Genomic DNA, 16,355 nt, shown 5'->3' on the forward strand with positions numbered 1-16,355 from the left:
AGCTCAGCCTAATCGGTCGATGGCCTCTGTCAGGCCTTCAATCGGTCCACTGGCCATACAACTCGGACTCGCGCCCCACCGATTGGGGAGCGCTCATAATAAACGCGGCCGTCCGTCCGTTCGACCAAGGTCGATGCGATGAATACGCCGAGACCAAGTCCGCCAGCACTGCCGCCCTTGGCTCTCGAGGTCACATAAGGTTGGCCGAGACGTGTGCGGATCAGTGGTTCGAAACCGGGGCCATCATCATCAATGGTCACAGTGACTTCGCCGTCTATGACGCGGGCCGTCAGGCGCACCCGTGATTGAGCGAAATCGACTGCGTTCTCCGTGAAGTTTTTCAACGCATAAAGCAATTCCGGTCGTCGTTGGATTGTCAGCGGTAACCCGCCATCGCTCTGGTAACTCTCGATAATGAGATCCTTATTGCGGTCGATAAAGCCCTCGGCGGCTTCTTCTAGAAGATCTTCCAGGCTCAGCGTCTCGTGGATTAGGTCTGGGGTGTCCCCACGCAGAGCCAGTTGCTCTAAGATGGATCGACAGCGTTGCGCCTGACTCAGAACCAATTCTGCATCGTCGGCCAACGGTCCGGGCGGCAGTTCGCGTGTCATTTCCTTGGCGGTCACGGTGATGGTCGCAAGGGGTGTGCCGAGCTCATGCGCAGCGGCAGCGGCCAGGGACCCAAGGGCGGACAACTTCTGCTCTTGTGCTAACATTTGTTCCGTCGCGGATAGGGCGGCACTCATGGTCCGGCTCTCTGTTGTGGTGCGCCAGGCATAGAGGGAGGTAAAGGTCGTTCCGACGATGATGCCCGCCAACAACCCAAATTCGTACATACGCGGTAGTTCAAACTCGACACCGGGCGTCCAAGGCAGCGGTTGATGCCAGAACAGCAATGAGGTTGCCAAGAGGAGCGCCCATCCTGCAACAGTCATCATCACAGACTTGGATAGGGTTGTCGCCGATGTGACGACGGGTGCGAGAAAGAGCATCGCGAATGGATTTTCGATACCGCCATTAAGGTAGAGCAAGAGTGCCAGTTGGAAGATGTCGAAGCCAAGTTGTGCAATGGCTTCAATATCTGAGACGCGCCGGTCCAAAGGCAGCAACAGGCTGACGCCGATATTGACGAGGGCTGTGACGCCGATAACGCCGAGAGAGGGCCAGAAGGCAAACTCGAAACCAAAGATCTGCCATATGATCAACAGCGTCAGGGCCTGACCTAGGACGGCGCCCCACCTCAACAGCACCAGCGTATATCGGCGAAGTGCTCCGGTGAGCTGACGACTAGGGATTGATTGCGAGTTTAGCGGACCCGTCGGAGCATTCATGGCCTTCGATGCGTTCATTTGACCGTGCTCCCCTATGGTGGCCGACAGGATGTCTGACTATATACGTATTCAAGACACTGTCCGACCCAATCCTTTATGAGACTATTGATGCGTGCTTCTATCTTATCTTTGACAATCGCGGCCTTACTTGGCGTTGTGGCTTGCGGACCGTCCACCACATCTGGCGAGGCTGGACAGGCAGGCGCAACGGTGAGTTCTGGGACAGCCGACCTCGGCGGTCCCTTTACATTGGTTGATGACACAGGTGCGGTGGTGACTGAGGCGGCCTTTGAAGGCCAACCCACCCTGCTTTACTTCGGGTTTTCTTATTGCCCTGATGTATGCCCGACGGCGCTTCAAAAACTCGGTCGATCACAAGACTTGATGGGCGATGCGGGCGAGGATGCTCAGTTCGTGCTGGTGAGCGTCGACCCAGAACGTGACACGCCCGAACAGTTGGCCGTTTATGTGACAAATAACGGCTTCCCGACCAATCTACGCGGCTTTAGCGGAACGGTCGAACAGGTCGACGAGATCAAAACAGCTTATAAAGTCTTTTCTCAAAAAGTGCCGCTGGAAGGCTCTGATATGGGTTATACCGTCGACCATCAGGACATCATCTTCCTGCTCGGCAATGACGGGAAGTTCGTCGATTTCTTTACAAGTCGCAGCACACCAGCAGAAATTGCGGCTCGGACGCGGCTTTACCTGGCCAAAGGGCGCTGACTTAGCGACTGCCGCCGGGCACCCAGAGCACGTCGCCCGATCCTTGGTCATTGCACCAACGGGCCGCGACAAACAAAAAGTCTGATAAGCGGTTGATGTAAGCCAGCGCGTGAGGATTAACGGCTGCAATGTCGGATAGTGTGACCATGCTGCGTTCAGCGCGTCGCGCGACGGTTCGCGCCTGATGAAGATGCGCCGCAGGGGCAGACCCGCCTGGCAGGATGAAGCTGGTGAGGGCGCTCATATCATCATTGAGATTGTCGAGATCGGACTCCAGCTGAGAGACTTGCGAGGCGATCATTCGTAGCGCGTATTCGCTATCGGCGTCTCCCTTATCAGGGAGCGGTGTCGCCAAATCGGCGCCGAGGTCGAACAATTCATTCTGAATGCGCGCCAGTATTTGGTCGAGCGATGTATTGGTGACATGCAGACGTGCCAAGCCGATCACGGCATTGGTTTCGTCAACGTCGCCGTAAGCGGACACCCGGGCGTTATCCTTGGATAGGCGCGATCCATCGACCAGACCGGTTGATCCGTCATCGCCCGTACGCGTGTAGATCTTATTGAGTTTGACCATGGCGGCGTTCGTTAGCCGCCATTCTTGCGGATCTGATAGGCAAGAAAGAGCAAGCCAAGCGCGACGGCTTGCGCGCCGACGCGTTTCCACATCCAGCTATTGGATTTTTCCCGCGCGCCTTTTCCCGTCCGGGCCATTTGCGATCCGCCAATGACGAGCGTTGCGACCACGTAAAGCATGGCAAGAGCGGCGAAGAAGATGAGAATGTAAAACATGAGTCTGACTTTCTGTGCTTATTTCTCTGTATACGCGTCAGAACGCGTTGGTGCTGTTATTAATTGACCTCATCCACAGAAAAGCTGTTGATTCCGGCTGCCGTGACTAAATCTGTCCCGCTAGGAAACTGCCTGACCGCGATAGAGGAAACGACCGCCATGATGAGTGAAGCCGACCGCCAAGACCAAATGGGTGATGCCACCCGTGAGAAGCTGCGCCAGTTTATTGCGCGTATCGAACGTTTAGAAGCTGAGAAAGCTGAACTGACGACCGATATCCGCGAAGTCTATTCCGAGGTGAAGGCGTTCGGGTTCGACAGTAAAGTGATGCGTAAGCTGATTTCGCTCCGCAAACAGGACGTCAATGAGCGCGCCGAACAGGAAGCCTTGCTCGACCTCTATTTGGGTGCCCTCGACGACTGATTGATCTCTACAAATTTGTTCGCTATATGTTCTTTCGTGGCGAGTGACTTCGATAGAGACTCATCCGGAAAATCGGATTGGGATAAGCAGCAATGGCAGGCTGAACAGGCCGCCCGTGATGTTGCGCTCGATAAGCAACGCGACAAAGAACGTAAGGCTCGCGAGCGATCGGCGCGCAATGCACAGCGTAAGTTAGAACGTTTGCAGCGCACGCTGAAAGAGCAAGGCGAGATCAGCGAGTTCGAAGACGAATTCGCTGAAAGCGTTTCTGAGCGTCTCGACCGATTTGGCTCTGCCTTTCAAGATCGTGAAAAAGGTCGACCCGGTGATGCGCTCTCATTCGCACAAAAACGTGTCTTAGCGGGCATGAACCGCAAGGCCAAAGACCTCAAAAAACGACCTGTCCCAGAGAGCGACGATGATAAGCTTGAGCGTCCACGCTATGAGCGCAGTCAGCCGCGATCGTCCTTCAAATCAAAGCGCCCAAAATTTACCCCGCGCGTGCGTCAGCTGGATGAAGATTTCACGCCTGAAACAGAAGCACGTTCTGAAGACGGACGGCCCGAGCCCTATATTCCCGAACCGGAACTCACGCGACCACCTGTAGGAAAACCGTTTCTAAGGATCGTGAAAAACGACAGTTAGCGATCATTCTAGGGAATATTGTCGCAGGTCGTATTTGTGACAGGTCTATTCGCTTGAAACGCTCAAAGCGGTGAGCCATGGCACAGCCATGAGCAAAATGGCCCCAATCTTACATCTGGACGATGTGTCTAAATCCTATGGCGGTGTTCCCGCGGTTAGCAATGTCAGTATTGATGTTCGGCCGGGCGAAATCGTTGGTTTTCTTGGCCCCAATGGCGCGGGTAAGACAACCAGTCTCAGAATGGCGCTGGGCTATGTAAAACCCGATTCGGGTCGCGTTAGCTTGTTCGGGGGACAACCGGGCGAAGCGGCCTTCGGGCGTGTCGGGTTTCTGCCCGAAGAGCGGGGGCTCTACAAGAAACAGACAGCCCGTGAAGCGATCGCGCATATGGCGCGGCTGAACGGAATGAAAAAACGCGAAGCGTTCACGACGGCTGACGATCTCTTGGAGCGTTACGGGCTGGGTGATGCAAAACGCAAAAAGAATAAGGATATGTCCAAAGGCATGGCGCAGAAGGTGCAGCTCCTATCCGCCATCGCCCATGATCCGGAATTCTATATTCTCGACGAACCGTTTTCAGGTCTCGACCCGGTCAATCAACAAGTGTTGGAAAGCATGGTCCGAGAGATTGCGGCCCGCGGACGCACAATCCTATTTTCAACCCATGTCATGGAACACGCTGAGCGTCTCTGTGATCGGATATTGCTGATGAGCCGGGGCCGGAAGGTGTTTGACGGAACGGTCGAGCAGGCGCTGGATCACGCGCCGCGCCGGGTCATTATGGCGTCTGAAAATTCAGGCTTGGGCGAAGTCGTTCGGCCCTTTGCTGAAGATATGGACCGCCGAGATGACGGCGCGCTTGATCTGCTTCTAAAGCGAGAGGCGCAAACGCCCGATATATTGGAACGCTGTGTTGAAGCGGGTGTGCGTCTGACGCGGTTTGAGCCGATCCGCGCCACGTTACACGAAGCCTTTGTTGCGCTGGTTGGTGAAGATGTACGGGCGGATCTTGAGGCCGACGCAGCAGCAGATTTGACTGGGGAGGCGGCGTAATGGCGACCAGACACACTATGGGCTTACCAAAATTCTCTCGTATCTGGCTGATCGCGATGCGAGACTTCATGGGCTATGTGAAGACGTGGGGCTTCTGGCTGTCCTTCATGTTTCCGATTTTGGGCGGCGTGATCGGCTATATGTTTGCTAGCTCGGATATTGACCTGTCACCGCCACGCTATGAAACTGTGCTGGATGAGACCGGCGTTCACGGTGCGGCCATTCTCGATTTCTATGAAACAGAGCAATCGGATATTCGCGCGAAAGCGATCAAGGCTATGGCCGCCTTGCTGCCAGAGGCCGATAGAGAGGCTTTCCGTACCTCCGTCGATGAGGACGGCTACGAAGCCGGGTTGAGCGAGCTGCGGGACCGCTATCCCACTGTCGCTGAACGGATAGAGATGCCGACGCCATCTATGATTTTTGTTGATCCACCTGAAAACTCACTGTCGGCCCTGACCTCCTATCTTGATGGAGACGATCGATTGACGGTTGGTGACGAATCTCCACGATTGAACGGCGTAATTGTCATTCGCGGGACCGTGGATGACCCAGAGGCGCAATATTGGTCGAAAAACTTCAATAGTCCGCCGGCTGAACGTCTTATCAATCGCTACTTTAGCGACTTAGCTAAACGTCGTTACCTTGAGTCTGGTGGGCTTTCGGCAGAAGACTATGACGAAGCTGTTTCGGGACGGACTCGTGTCGAACTGTTCAATCCGGCTGAATTATCCGGTGAGGACGAAGCTGAAGCCGTGTCAATGCTCGACCGTTTGCCATTCTTTGCCGGACTGGGCCTCGCCTTCTTCCTTCTGATGTCGATTTTTGCTGGGGCCTTCATGCTGCTCACATCGATGATCGAAGAGAAGATGAATAAGTTGCTAGAAATGATGCTGGCAAGCACGCGCTTCTCAGAAATCATGCTGGGTAAGATGCTGGGGGCAGCGATGCTGACCTTTGCTTCATTAGCCCCTTATATTCTGATCGCGTTGGGTGGTCTGATCGGGTTTTTGCTGTTCGGTAATCCGGAGCAAGTCGCCGCGATCCGCGAGGCGTTTCCGCTCTCGACGATCCTGACGTCGCTCATCTTCCTTGTTTTGGGCTATATGTTCTATGCCTCGATCTTGATTGCGCTGGGCGCGCTGGCGCAATCGATGCAGGATGCGCAGACCTTATCATTGCCAATTGTATTGCTAATGTTCCTCGGCATTGGCGTGATACAATTTGGGGCGGTCGCGCCAGATAGTCCAGTCGTGGCATTTGCCTCGATCTTCCCGCTAACATCACCCTTTGCGATGATGATCCGGCTCGCCTCTGATCCACCCCTTTGGCAGGTACTCTTGTCGATTTTCTTGCTCGCGACCTCAGTCGTCGTTGTGATGTGGATCTGCGCGCGGATCTTCCGTTTCGGGGTCCTGTCGGGCTCTGGTGTGGGCGCGATCAAAAGCTGGTTCCGCCGGGTCATTTTGCGAAAGGCTGCTTAAGCCCCATATGTCTGCCATGACCCCAGAACAGGCCAAAATCGCCATTCTTAACAAAGCGCTGGTGGATGCAGCCTTTGAAGGTTGGACGGATGTGATGCTGAGCAAGGCTGCGCAGAAGGCGGGCCTGCCAAAAGGCGCCGACACCCTCTATTTCCCTGATGGCGTGATTGGTGTGATCCAGTTCTGGTCGGATCAGATGGATGCGGCTGCCCGATCAAAGATCGAAGCGCTTGATCTCGCGGCGATGAAAATTCGGGATCGTGTGACTGAAGCTGTCGTGCTGCGCCTGTCCGAGATTGGCCGTCATGATGAGGCCGCACGCCGTGCTCAAGCGCGCCTGTCTTTACCGGGCGGTGTCGGGACTGCGGCCAAGATCACTTGGTCAACGGCAGATATGATCTGGCGTGCGATTGGCGACACATCAACGGACGCGAATTTCTATTCTAAGCGAACCGTGCTCTCAGTCGTATTGGCCTCGACCGCGCCGGTCTGGTTGTCTGATGCGTTGCCGAACAAGCCGGATGCTCGCGCTTTTCTTGATCGCCGTATCGCTAATGTCATGCAGTTCGAAAAAACGAAGGCGCAGCTTCGTAAGGCGCGTGCCGGGCTTCCTAATCCAGCCGAGGTTCTAGGTCGGATGCGCTATGGTCTGGACAAGGGGGGCTTACCGACCCGCCGCCAGAAGCGACGGATCAGACGCGGATCGTTTTAGCGACTTCAGTCAGTCGTAAAGGCCTAGCGGTCGTGCTTGTAGACGACGCCGCCTTTCATCACAAAATCGACGTCCATCAGTTCGGCGACGTCTTTGAGCGGATCGCCATCGACAGCGATGATATCGGCCTCTTTACCGGCCTCCAATGTGCCGATCCGGTCATCCATTTCGATGTGTTTAGCCGCGACGACAGTGGCACTTCGGATGGCTTGCATGGGGGTCATCCCAGCAGCGACCATATATTCAAATTCTTTTGCATTATCGCCGTGTTTGGACACGCCTGTGTCTGTTCCAAAGGCAATCGTGACGCCATTTTCCCAAGCCAGCCGAGCCATATCCTGCATCGCCGGACCGACTTCGAGCGCCTTCTTCACAGAGTTGGGTGGTAAGAACGTATCCGGATCATTGGCCCATCCTTCAACGGTTTTCCCGGCAAGAACGGTTGGAATCAGTACGGCGTTATGTTTCTTGAATAGGGCGGCAGTCTCTGCGTCCAAGAAAGAGCCATGTTCGATGGAATGAATACCCGCGCGCAGAGCGGCATCAATGCCGCCCTTATCGTGGGCGTGCGCCGTGACTTTCCGGCCCATTGTGGCCGCTGTCTGAACAATGGCTTCCAACTCATCATCCATTAATTGTTGGCCTGTGCCCGCGTTGGTGTTGGACAGCACGCCGCCTGTAGCAGTGACTTTGATAACGTCAGCCCCATTCTTCACAGCTTGGCGTACGGCGCGGCGGCAATCAGCCACCCCGTCGCAGATCGTCTGAGACTGGTACATCTCAAGAATGTCGCCCTTGAAGCCGTGAAAGTCGCCATGTCCACCTGTGGCAGAAATGGCCGAGCCGGCAGCGCGGATATGGGGGCCTGGAATAACGCCTTTATTGATCGCGCGACGAAGGGAGAAAATTTCCTTCGGGCCGCCAACATCCTGAACAGCTGTGAACCCAGCCATCAGTGTGGTCTTTGCGTGGGCGGCGGCTTGCAAGGCGACGTCACCAGATTCCATCGTCACGACATCCCAGCGCGATCCGGTGTCACGGTCGCTTCGCAAATGAACGTGGCTATCGATCAGACCCGGCATGAACGTCATGGTCTTGCCGTCGATGATCGTGGCCTCTTCGTCCGGCATGAACCCGGCTTCGATCCCGACGATCTTGCCTTCATTGACGATAATTGTCTGATTGCTCAGTGGCGTTTCGCCCGGAACGGCAATGACTGTTCCGGCATGGATCAGGGTGAACCCTTCATGCGTATCGTGACCGTCGCCGTGAGCGAAGGCCGGGGCAGCCAGCATCAGCGCCGCTGTCATCAGTAAAGTCGTTTTCATCGTTAAGTCCTCTCCCAGTCTCGGAAGGGGATTGGCCGAATAGATCGGCTACGTCCAGAGTTGAACGTCCTAAAGCGCTTGGTGGGCGATATCGCGACGACAGAAACCGTCGGCCCAGTCAATATCTTCATCAATCACACGATAGGCTAGATCGACCGCGTCACGCAGCGTGTCGCCGGATGCCGTCACGTTCAAAACGCGCCCGCCATTGGCCTTCAGCTTGCCGCAATTACGCCCACGGCGCGTTCCGGCGTGGAAGACAACCACGTCGTCGCGCGCATTGGCCGCAGGAACGCCTTCGATCACAGTGCCTTTGTCATAAGACCCCGGATAACCTTTGGCGGCTAGAACGACATTGACGACTGGATCGTTAAACCAAGCGGGCGCCTCGACACGATCTAGCTCGCCAGCTTCTGCGGCAATCAGGACGTCCATCAAATCGCTTTGCATACGGCGCATGATGACTTGGCATTCCGGGTCACCGAAGCGGACGTTATATTCGATCAGTTTTGGGCCTTCATTCGTGATCATCAATCCAGCAAACAGGACTCCTGTGAATGGGTGCCCGTCTTTGGCCATGCCGTAGACAGTCGGCGCGATGATGCGCTCCATGGTCTCGGCGAGGACGTTATCCGTGAAAACTGGAGCTGGACTATAAGCGCCCATCCCGCCCGTATTGGGCCCTGTGTCGCCGTCATAGGCGCGCTTATGATCCTGCGCCGCGACCAGGGGCAGGGCGGTCGTGCCGTCGCAGATGGCAAAGAAGCTGGCTTCCGGGCCGCGCATGAATTCTTCGATCACAACGCGGGTCGAGGCATCGCCAAACTTGCCAGAGAAGAAGTCTTCTAGCTCGGCCTCAGCCTCTTTTAGCGTTTCCGGAATGACCACGCCTTTACCTGCGGCAAGCCCGTCTGCTTTCAGCACATAGGGCGCATCCATCGTTTTCAGATAGGCTTTGGCGGCATCGATATCGGTGAAGACACCGTAAGCAGCGGTCGGAATATTATAGCGGTCGCAGAAATCCTTAGTGAACCCCTTAGAGCTTTCTAGCTGGGCGGCCGCTTGAGTCGGCCCGAATACCTTGACGCCGCGTGCCTGTAAGGCATCGACTAGACCCAGCGCTAAAGGCTGCTCCGGCCCAACAACGACAAAATCATAACCGTCGCGTTGCACCAAAGCGAGAATACCGTCGATGTCATCAGCTTTCACGTCAACAATATTGGCAATCTCGGCCAGACCTGCATTGCCGGGCGCGACCGTGAGGTTTGTGACGTGTTCGCTTTGGATGATTTTCCAAGCCAGCGCGTGTTCACGACCGCCGGATCCGATAAGAAGTACATGCATGAGCGCGCCTTAGCGGACGCTTGGGCAGGCGGCTAGACCGTAGAAACCGCACAATCGGAGTGCAAAACACTATCGGTGCAAAAAAGTCCTAACGGTCGTTAACCAAACTTTACCGAATCGTCGCATGACTGAAATCACTCTGACGAATGCGCGTTGTCAGGGGAGATTGTCGAAACTGATTTCGACGCCATTTGTGAGGGCCTATGCGCTGCACTTACGGGCAACATGCCTTTCGACCCCCAACCCGGTCATCCGGAGGATTGCGAAGGAGGTTGGCTAGACTGCGCCGTGCCTGTTCGCGCAATTCCGATCGACAAAAGGCGTATTGCCGACCGTAGATAGATGAGCCGCCCCATCTGAATAATCAGAGGGCGGCTTTTTATTTGCCGATTACGCGGAGGAAACGGTCCTGCAGGGCTGGGTTTGTCTTGAACTCGCCAGTGAACTGGGTGGTGATCGTGGACACGTCAGGGTGATGTACGCCGCGTGTGCTCATACACTGGTGGACAGCATCGACCATCACGGCGACGCCGCGCGGTTTTAGTGCATCCTCAATCGCATCAGCGATCTGAGCTGTCATGGTTTCTTGGGTCTGCAGACGTTTGGCGAAGGCTTCGACGACTTTGACTAATTTGCTGATCCCGACGACTTTTTCAGTCGGCAGATAGGCGACATAGGCGCGGCCCAAAAACGGCGCGATGTGATGCTCGCAATGGCTCTCCACATCGATCTCGCGCAAGATAACCATGTCATCATAGCCCGACACATCTTCAAAGGTGCGGGATAATTCTTCAGCTGGATCCACATCGTAGCCACGAAACCATTCGCGGTAAGCGTTGATTACCCGCTTAGGTGTATCGCGCAGACCTTCGCGGTCCGGGTCATCACCGGCCCACGCGATCAGCGTGCGCACAGCATCCATAGCGGCTTCGGGCGAAGGACGTTCACTCTTGGGAACGGGTTTGAGGGTCGGTTTGCTCATGGCGGCGATATAGGGAGCGAATGGCGTCTGCGTAAGGGTGAAATCCGCCTATCGCCCATGCGATTGCAACGAAATCGGAATGATAGGGCTAATGTTTCTTGGAACGGAAGTGGGGGACGCCCCGTTGTTTTAGCAAGGAGGCAACTGTGGTCAATGTTGTTCAATGCATTGAATTCAGTGGCTTTTTAAAACGAAACAATTTTGAAAGGACATATTTATGACATATCTTAAAACCGCCCTTATCAGCGCCGCTGCACTTGCTGTGGCTGCCCCAGCATTGGCTGGCGACGGTCACATGAAACAGAAGAAAAACGACGTCGTGATGAAGACAACGGCTGAAACTGTTGTCCTAAAGACAGACGTGAACGGTGAAGTCATGGGTTCTGTAGAGACGATGGATCCCTCTAAGGTCAACGATACAGTCGGTGAAATTTTGCAAGCTGATGGTGAGCCGAGCATTCAAGATGACCAAGACATTATCGTTGAAGATTACACGATTAAGGAAGACGCATTCCGCGCCGCCGACGATGACGGAATGATTGCTGACAATGCAATTGTTGTTCCAGGCTCAGCCGGAACGATCACGACCGTGACCTGTCCAGCTGGCACAACCGCACAAGTCGATATGACCTGTCTGATTACCGGCGACTATACGCCAAATCTTGACCAATAATCCGGCTGAAACCGCTCAAACACGAACCCCGATAGGGGAGGGAGTGGAGACCCTCGGCATGCTGTGCCGGGGGTTTTTTATGCGCTATCGCAAATCATTGGCGCGCTGGCGACGCGCCAATGATTGATCTCTTCCACGCTCATCCAATGGATGTCGTCAGACCCGGCAGCCTTGGTCCTGAAATCATAGAAGTCAGCATCGACCCCCATGTCGGACAGGAAATCGCGTGAATAACGGCGATGCGTGTCCCATCTAACGTCCTGTGCGTCGAACCCGCTTGATCCCCACGCATGGACGCCGATTTTCGCCCCGCAGGCCACCGTCCGGCTTTGTCCCGCGAGAAATAAATCCACAGCGCCAGAGGCGATGCGAGAGCCTGCGCGTAATTCTGTCGCCAGTCCGGCGCGGCGAATGTCCCGGGCTAAGCGGTAATTTGACGTCACATCCCGCGTTCCCGGCATGTCGATGAAAACCAACGTGTCCACATCGGGATGATCGCGCAGAAGCCGGTCGATAGCCGTCTCGGACCGTCCATCGGTGTAGCCATAACCATAGGCATCAGTGCCATCGACCTCAAAACGCAACCGGTCCGGATCAGGCGACTGCAGAATGGCACCACCGAGAATGATGAGTGCGGCGGCCGTCAGCCCGATCACGTCCCATCTCACCGCGCGGATCCATTCAGAAACCCGAACCAGTTGGTGCCTTCGCAAGCTCCATCGCTCAGAATATTGAATCGCTCCAGATCGGTTTTCGACAAAAAGTAGAGTGAGCTGTGCGGCGCGGCATCGCGAGCAAATTGGTAGAAGTCTGGATCGACGTCGAGCGTGCTGTGAAAGGCCTCCATCCGCTCTTCAATCGGATCATAGCCGAGCTTGCGCGGCGTATCGCCATTCTCGCCCTTCCAACTATGCACACCGATCCGTGCGCCGCAGTCCATTGTGCGGCTCTGTCCGGCCAAAAACAGATCGACCCCGCCTGAGGCAATAAATGAGGTCCGCTCTAAATGCGTGTTCAAGCCGCGCGCGCGAAACATCTGCGCAATACGGGTGTTCTCGCCCAAATGAGTCGTGCCGGGCACATGTTTTAGAACGATGGTGCGAAGTTGCGGATTGGCGTCGAGCTGCCGACGCACATCGTTGAAACTATCCTTGTCCGTGCCGCCATAGGCATAGGCGATGGTATCTTCGACCACGAGATTGAAGCGTGCATCAGGATCTGGCGGCATTTGTAAGGCTTCCCATACGAACATGGCGGCCAGCAGAACGACGATAAACGCCGTGATCGGCGAGCGCCGACGCTTCGGAATGGGTTCGGTCCAACCGCGATCCCACTCATTCTGATCATAAGGGTTCCAAGCCATAGTCTAGGGATATAGGGAGCGACCCCATGGAGAACCAAGACCACCCCCTCTCTTTATATGACTCACTATCGCGTGAGGTCCGTCGGTTTGTCCCGCAGGACCCCAAGAATGTGACGATGTATAATTGTGGGCCGACGGTCTATTCCTACGCCCATATCGGCAATGCGCGCGCCGCCGTGGTGGCGGATGTGCTGTTTCGCGTTCTGCGTCATATCTATGGCGAAGATCACGTTCGCTATGCGCGCAACCTAACCGATGTGGATGACCGGATCATTGCTAGCGCGATGGAGCTAGGCGTGCCGATCTCTGAGATCACAGAGAAATATGCCCGCATCTATAATGAAGATTTGGATGCGCTGAATTGCCTGCCGCCAACGGTCCAGCCCAAGGCGACTGAGCATATTCAGCAAATGGCGGACATTATCGTCACGCTGATGGACAAGGACGCGGCCTACCTCGCCGAGGGGCATATCTATTTCGATGTGACCAAGGACGAGGATTACGGGAAGCTGTCGGGGCGCAAGCTAGAGGATAATCTGGCGGGCGCGCGGGTTGAGGTGGTGGGCGCCAAGCGCAATGCCGCCGATTTTGTGCTGTGGAAACCCTCGCCGGACGGCGAACCGGGGTGGAGCCAACAACAGACCTCGACCAGCTATTTTGTTGATTGGGGAAAATACGGCAATCGCGACTTTGCGACCAAACCGGGCCGCCCCGGCTGGCATATTGAATGTTCTGCCATGGCTAAGGAAACGCTCGGCGAGACGATCGATATTCATTGCGGCGGTATCGACCTGCGCTTCCCGCACCACGAAAACGAAATTGCGCAATCAGAGACGGCGAACGACAAGACCTTCGCCAACTACTGGGTCCACAATGAATTCCTCAATATGGGCAAGGACAAAATGTCCAAGTCACTGGGCAATGTCGTGCTGGTCCATGACCTGCTGAAAGACTGGGATGGGGAAGTGATCCGGTTGGCGCTGTTGAAAGCGCATTACCGGAATGAGCTGATTTGGAGTGAGGATTTGCTGCGTGAGAGTAAGCGAAATCTCGATCGATGGTATAATACGTTATCGCGTTTCAAGGACATATACGACCAAGTTGAATTAGGAGTGCGCAATAAATTTGAAGCCCTCACAGCATCTATTCGGAAAAAAAACCGCCATGGATTGTTGAAAGAAGATTTAGATACCGTTCAACAAATTTTCCAAATTCAGAACAATGATAAAAATTTAATTTACTATCTCGCAGGTGATGCTCTCGCGGAGTATCATGGTAACTTGCTAGTTGAAGAGTACGAAGTCTTTATGGAAAGAGCGAACCTCCTCGGCCTCCTCCAACGCGACCCCGAAGACTGGTTCCGCGGCAATGCCTCCGATGACGAAACCGCCGAATTCGACGCGCTCGCCGCTGCCCGTCACGCGGCGCGGCAGGCGAACGACTGGGCAGAGGCGGACCGCATTCGCGATGAGGGCACTGCGCGCGGGATTGTGTTTGAGGACAGTGCCGAGGGGACGAGTTGGCGTAAGGCGTGATCCGTGAAGACAGCGATGAATTGCTGTCTTCACGGCGCAAGCCTCGCCAAATCAATCGGCCCTCGTTAGGGTTGGGCCATGTCCAATATCCAAATTCATCTCTTCCCCTGCCTGTCTGATAATTACGGCATTCTCGTCCACGACCCGGATAGCGGTCGCACCGCCTCTATCGATACGCCTGACGGCGAGGAGATCGCGCGGCAGTGTGCGGCCAAAGGCTGGGCGCTGACGGAAATCTGGAACACCCATTGGCATCCCGATCATACGGGCGGGAATATGGGGCTGAAGGACCGGTTCGGCGTCCAGATTTATGGTCCCGGCCGTATTGAAGGCCGCATTCCCGGTATCGACAGTAAACTGGGCGAAGGTGATACGTTTGACTTTGGCGCGCATCCGGTCCGCGTCATGGAAACGCCCGGCCATACGACCGAACATATTGTCTTTTATCTGGAAGCTGCAGGCGCGTGTTTCGTGGGCGATACGCTGTTCACACTGGGTTGCGGGCGTTTATTTGAAGGCACGCCCGAGCAGATGTGGGACAGTTTCGGCAAGATACTGAGCTTGCCCGAGGACACAGAGCTTTACTGCGCCCACGAATATACGCTCTCCAACGCGAAATTTGCGCTCAGCGTCGATGGCGATTTGTCCGACTTGCAGGACGCCGTTGCGACCTATGAAGCGATGCGCGAACGCGGCGAGCCGACCGTGCCGACAACGGTGGCGGTTGAACGAAAAACCAACCCGTTCTGGCTGGCTGGCAATGCCGAAGAACTTGGGCGGCGGCGCGCGCTAAAGGATGCGACGTAGCGGACGTTTCCGCTTTGTAGGAAAGAATTATGCTAAAAAAGATCGCTCACGGCCTGATCGGTCAGGCGGAAAAACGCGTGGGGGTGACGTTCGATTACGTCCACGCGATTGCGGATACGAGCTTTAGTTTGCTGAGCCGTTACAATCGCCTGTTTAGGTTTTTGGATCCGAACCTCTTTGCGCCTCAGGACGCCTATCATGTCGCCCGCCTACGCGGCGCGATCAGCGCGGATTGCGGAACCTGTGTTGAAGCGGAAATCAATTTGGCGCGGCAGACGGGTATGGACACCGCAGTGATCGATCAGGTCCTCAGCGGGACCTATTCAGCTCTACCTGAAGCATTGGCAGCAACAGCCCGTTTAGCGGACGCCGTGACAGGTCAGCGCACTGATGACCCGGACGCGAGAGAGATGATTCGCAGCAAATTCGGCGAAGAGGCTCTGATAGAACTGTGTTTCGCCATGACAGGTGCGGCCCTGCTGCCCGGGATCAAGCGGGGCATGGGCTACGCTACGGGCTGCGATATCGACATGATGCGTAAGATCGCCAAAGCGTGATGGCTTAGAAGCGGCCCATAGGTAGATTAGGCTCGCCAAACGCAAAAAACCCGCCGAGGGGCGGGCTTTTCTATCTATGAGTTTGGTAAAGCGCCCTGTGGGCGCTCGGCCTAACGGCTCAATTTTCTTCCGGCTACGCCGGAGACCCGCCAAAAAGAAATGGAGGGAAGCAAATTGACTTACTTCTTAGCCCGGCCTTTTTCCATGCCGCGACCTGTCGTGCGCTCAGCGATGCGGGCGGACTTACCGCGACGCTCACGGAGGTAGTAAAGCTTGGCACGGCGAACCTTGCCTTTGCGTTTGACTTCGATTTCTTCAACCAGCGGGCTGTAGACAGGGAAGACGCGCTCGACACCTTCGCCGTAGCTGATTTTCCGAACTGTGAAGCTCTCATGGATGCCAGCGCCGGACCGCGCGATGCAAACGCCTTCAAAAGCCTGCAAACGGGTGCGCGTGCCTTCAGTAATGCGGACCTGCACAACCAGCGTATCGCCAGCGGAGAAATCAGGGATGACTTTACCGGAGTCCAGTAGGCGCTCGGCCTCTTTCTTCTCGAGTTTTTCAATCACGTTCATAGCGACTCACTTTCTTGCCGATGA

At 55.5% G+C, this 16,355-nt stretch carries 18 protein-coding genes and 1 pseudogene; 10 read left to right on the top strand and 9 right to left on the bottom strand.

Annotation, left to right across the window (positions count from 1 at the left end; translation table 11 throughout):
* Positions 1-29: 29 nt before the first annotated feature.
* Positions 30-1,349 (bottom strand): ActS/PrrB/RegB family redox-sensitive histidine kinase, encoded by a 1,320-nt coding sequence (locus tag QQL54_RS14610; RefSeq protein ID WP_284392134.1) that lies wholly within the window; start codon positions 1,347-1,349, stop codon positions 30-32.
* A 90-nt stretch (positions 1,350-1,439) separates the two neighbouring features.
* Here QQL54_RS14610 and QQL54_RS14615 point away from each other — a divergent pair, with 90 nt between their 5' ends.
* Positions 1,440-2,057, top strand: coding sequence for an SCO family protein (locus QQL54_RS14615; RefSeq protein ID WP_284392138.1), 618 nt, complete (start codon positions 1,440-1,442; stop codon positions 2,055-2,057).
* A 1-nt stretch (position 2,058) separates the two neighbouring features.
* Here QQL54_RS14615 and QQL54_RS14620 read toward each other — a convergent pair whose 3' ends face one another.
* Together QQL54_RS14620 and QQL54_RS14625 are read right to left on the bottom strand one after the other, a co-directional pair.
* Positions 2,059-2,634 (bottom strand): cob(I)yrinic acid a,c-diamide adenosyltransferase, encoded by a 576-nt coding sequence (locus QQL54_RS14620; RefSeq protein WP_284392141.1) that lies wholly within the window; start codon positions 2,632-2,634, stop codon positions 2,059-2,061.
* 11 nt (positions 2,635-2,645) lie between these two features.
* Positions 2,646-2,849 carry an HIG1 domain-containing protein gene (locus tag QQL54_RS14625; RefSeq protein ID WP_284392144.1) on the bottom strand — a complete coding sequence of 68 codons (204 nt, stop codon included), beginning with the start codon at positions 2,847-2,849 and terminating at the stop codon, positions 2,646-2,648.
* Between the two features lie 102 nt (positions 2,850-2,951).
* Between QQL54_RS14625 and QQL54_RS14630 the strand changes: the two genes are divergently transcribed.
* From QQL54_RS14630 to QQL54_RS14650, 5 genes are all read left to right on the top strand, one after another.
* Positions 2,952-3,272: a DUF2312 domain-containing protein gene (locus QQL54_RS14630; RefSeq protein ID WP_284392146.1), complete on the top strand. Its 321-nt coding sequence runs from the start codon at positions 2,952-2,954 to the stop codon at positions 3,270-3,272.
* A 36-nt stretch (positions 3,273-3,308) separates the two neighbouring features.
* Positions 3,309-3,917, top strand: a complete 609-nt coding sequence (locus QQL54_RS14635; protein ID WP_284392149.1) for a hypothetical protein — start codon at positions 3,309-3,311, stop codon at positions 3,915-3,917.
* 88 nt (positions 3,918-4,005) lie between these two features.
* A complete protein-coding gene (locus QQL54_RS14640) occupies positions 4,006-4,971 on the top strand; it encodes an ABC transporter ATP-binding protein (RefSeq protein ID WP_284392151.1) in 966 nt (321 codons plus the stop codon).
* Entirely contained in the window at positions 4,971-6,455 is a 1,485-nt protein-coding gene (locus QQL54_RS14645; protein ID WP_284392153.1) for an ABC transporter permease, read from the top strand. Before QQL54_RS14640 ends, QQL54_RS14645 begins: the two co-directional genes overlap by 1 nt.
* Positions 6,456-6,462: 7 nt before the next feature.
* Entirely contained in the window at positions 6,463-7,167 is a 705-nt protein-coding gene (locus QQL54_RS14650; protein WP_284392155.1) for a COQ9 family protein, read from the top strand.
* A gap of 23 nt (positions 7,168-7,190) precedes the next feature.
* Here the strand turns inward: QQL54_RS14650 and QQL54_RS14655 are convergent, their stop codons facing one another.
* The 3 genes from QQL54_RS14655 to folE form a co-directional block, all read right to left on the bottom strand.
* Positions 7,191-8,495, bottom strand: coding sequence for a metal-dependent hydrolase family protein (locus QQL54_RS14655; protein WP_284392160.1), 1,305 nt, complete (start codon positions 8,493-8,495; stop codon positions 7,191-7,193).
* Positions 8,496-8,564: 69 nt separating this feature from the next.
* Positions 8,565-9,839 carry a phosphoribosylamine--glycine ligase gene (purD, locus tag QQL54_RS14660; RefSeq protein WP_284392162.1) on the bottom strand — a complete coding sequence of 425 codons (1,275 nt, stop codon included), beginning with the start codon at positions 9,837-9,839 and terminating at the stop codon, positions 8,565-8,567.
* A gap of 379 nt (positions 9,840-10,218) precedes the next feature.
* Positions 10,219-10,821, bottom strand: coding sequence for a GTP cyclohydrolase I FolE (folE, locus tag QQL54_RS14665; protein WP_284392164.1), 603 nt, complete (start codon positions 10,819-10,821; stop codon positions 10,219-10,221).
* 217 nt (positions 10,822-11,038) lie between these two features.
* On the opposite strand from folE, the gene QQL54_RS14670 reads away from it, so the two are divergent.
* Complete coding sequence (locus QQL54_RS14670; protein WP_284392166.1) at positions 11,039-11,494, top strand: hypothetical protein; 456 nt, start codon at positions 11,039-11,041, stop codon at positions 11,492-11,494.
* A 77-nt stretch (positions 11,495-11,571) separates the two neighbouring features.
* Here QQL54_RS14670 and QQL54_RS14675 read toward each other — a convergent pair whose 3' ends face one another.
* Positions 11,572-12,150, bottom strand: a complete 579-nt coding sequence (locus QQL54_RS14675) for a hypothetical protein (RefSeq protein WP_284392170.1) — start codon at positions 12,148-12,150, stop codon at positions 11,572-11,574.
* An 8-nt stretch (positions 12,151-12,158) separates the two neighbouring features.
* Positions 12,159-12,857 carry a hypothetical protein gene (locus QQL54_RS14680; RefSeq protein WP_284392172.1) on the bottom strand — a complete coding sequence of 233 codons (699 nt, stop codon included), beginning with the start codon at positions 12,855-12,857 and terminating at the stop codon, positions 12,159-12,161.
* A 26-nt stretch (positions 12,858-12,883) separates the two neighbouring features.
* Between QQL54_RS14680 and cysS the strand changes: the two genes are divergently transcribed.
* The 3 genes from cysS to QQL54_RS14695 all read left to right on the top strand — a co-directional run bounded on the left by cysS (position 12,884) and on the right by QQL54_RS14695 (position 15,756).
* Positions 12,884-14,392, top strand: coding sequence for a cysteine--tRNA ligase (gene cysS, locus QQL54_RS14685; protein ID WP_284392174.1), 1,509 nt, complete (start codon positions 12,884-12,886; stop codon positions 14,390-14,392).
* Positions 14,393-14,470: 78 nt separating this feature from the next.
* Complete coding sequence (gene gloB, locus QQL54_RS14690; RefSeq protein WP_284392175.1) at positions 14,471-15,199, top strand: hydroxyacylglutathione hydrolase; 729 nt, start codon at positions 14,471-14,473, stop codon at positions 15,197-15,199.
* A gap of 29 nt (positions 15,200-15,228) precedes the next feature.
* Entirely contained in the window at positions 15,229-15,756 is a 528-nt protein-coding gene (locus tag QQL54_RS14695) for a carboxymuconolactone decarboxylase family protein (RefSeq protein ID WP_284392179.1), read from the top strand.
* Positions 15,757-15,938: 182 nt separating this feature from the next.
* On the opposite strand, the pseudogene rplS reads toward QQL54_RS14695, so the two are convergent.
* Positions 15,939-16,331 (bottom strand): annotated as a pseudogene (gene rplS / locus QQL54_RS14700) (50S ribosomal protein L19); the annotation flags it as partial.
* Positions 16,332-16,355 lie beyond the last annotated feature (24 nt).

This window comes from Algimonas ampicilliniresistens, from assembly GCF_030159955.1.
Classification (GTDB): Bacteria; Pseudomonadota; Alphaproteobacteria; order Caulobacterales; family Maricaulaceae; genus Litorimonas; species Litorimonas ampicilliniresistens.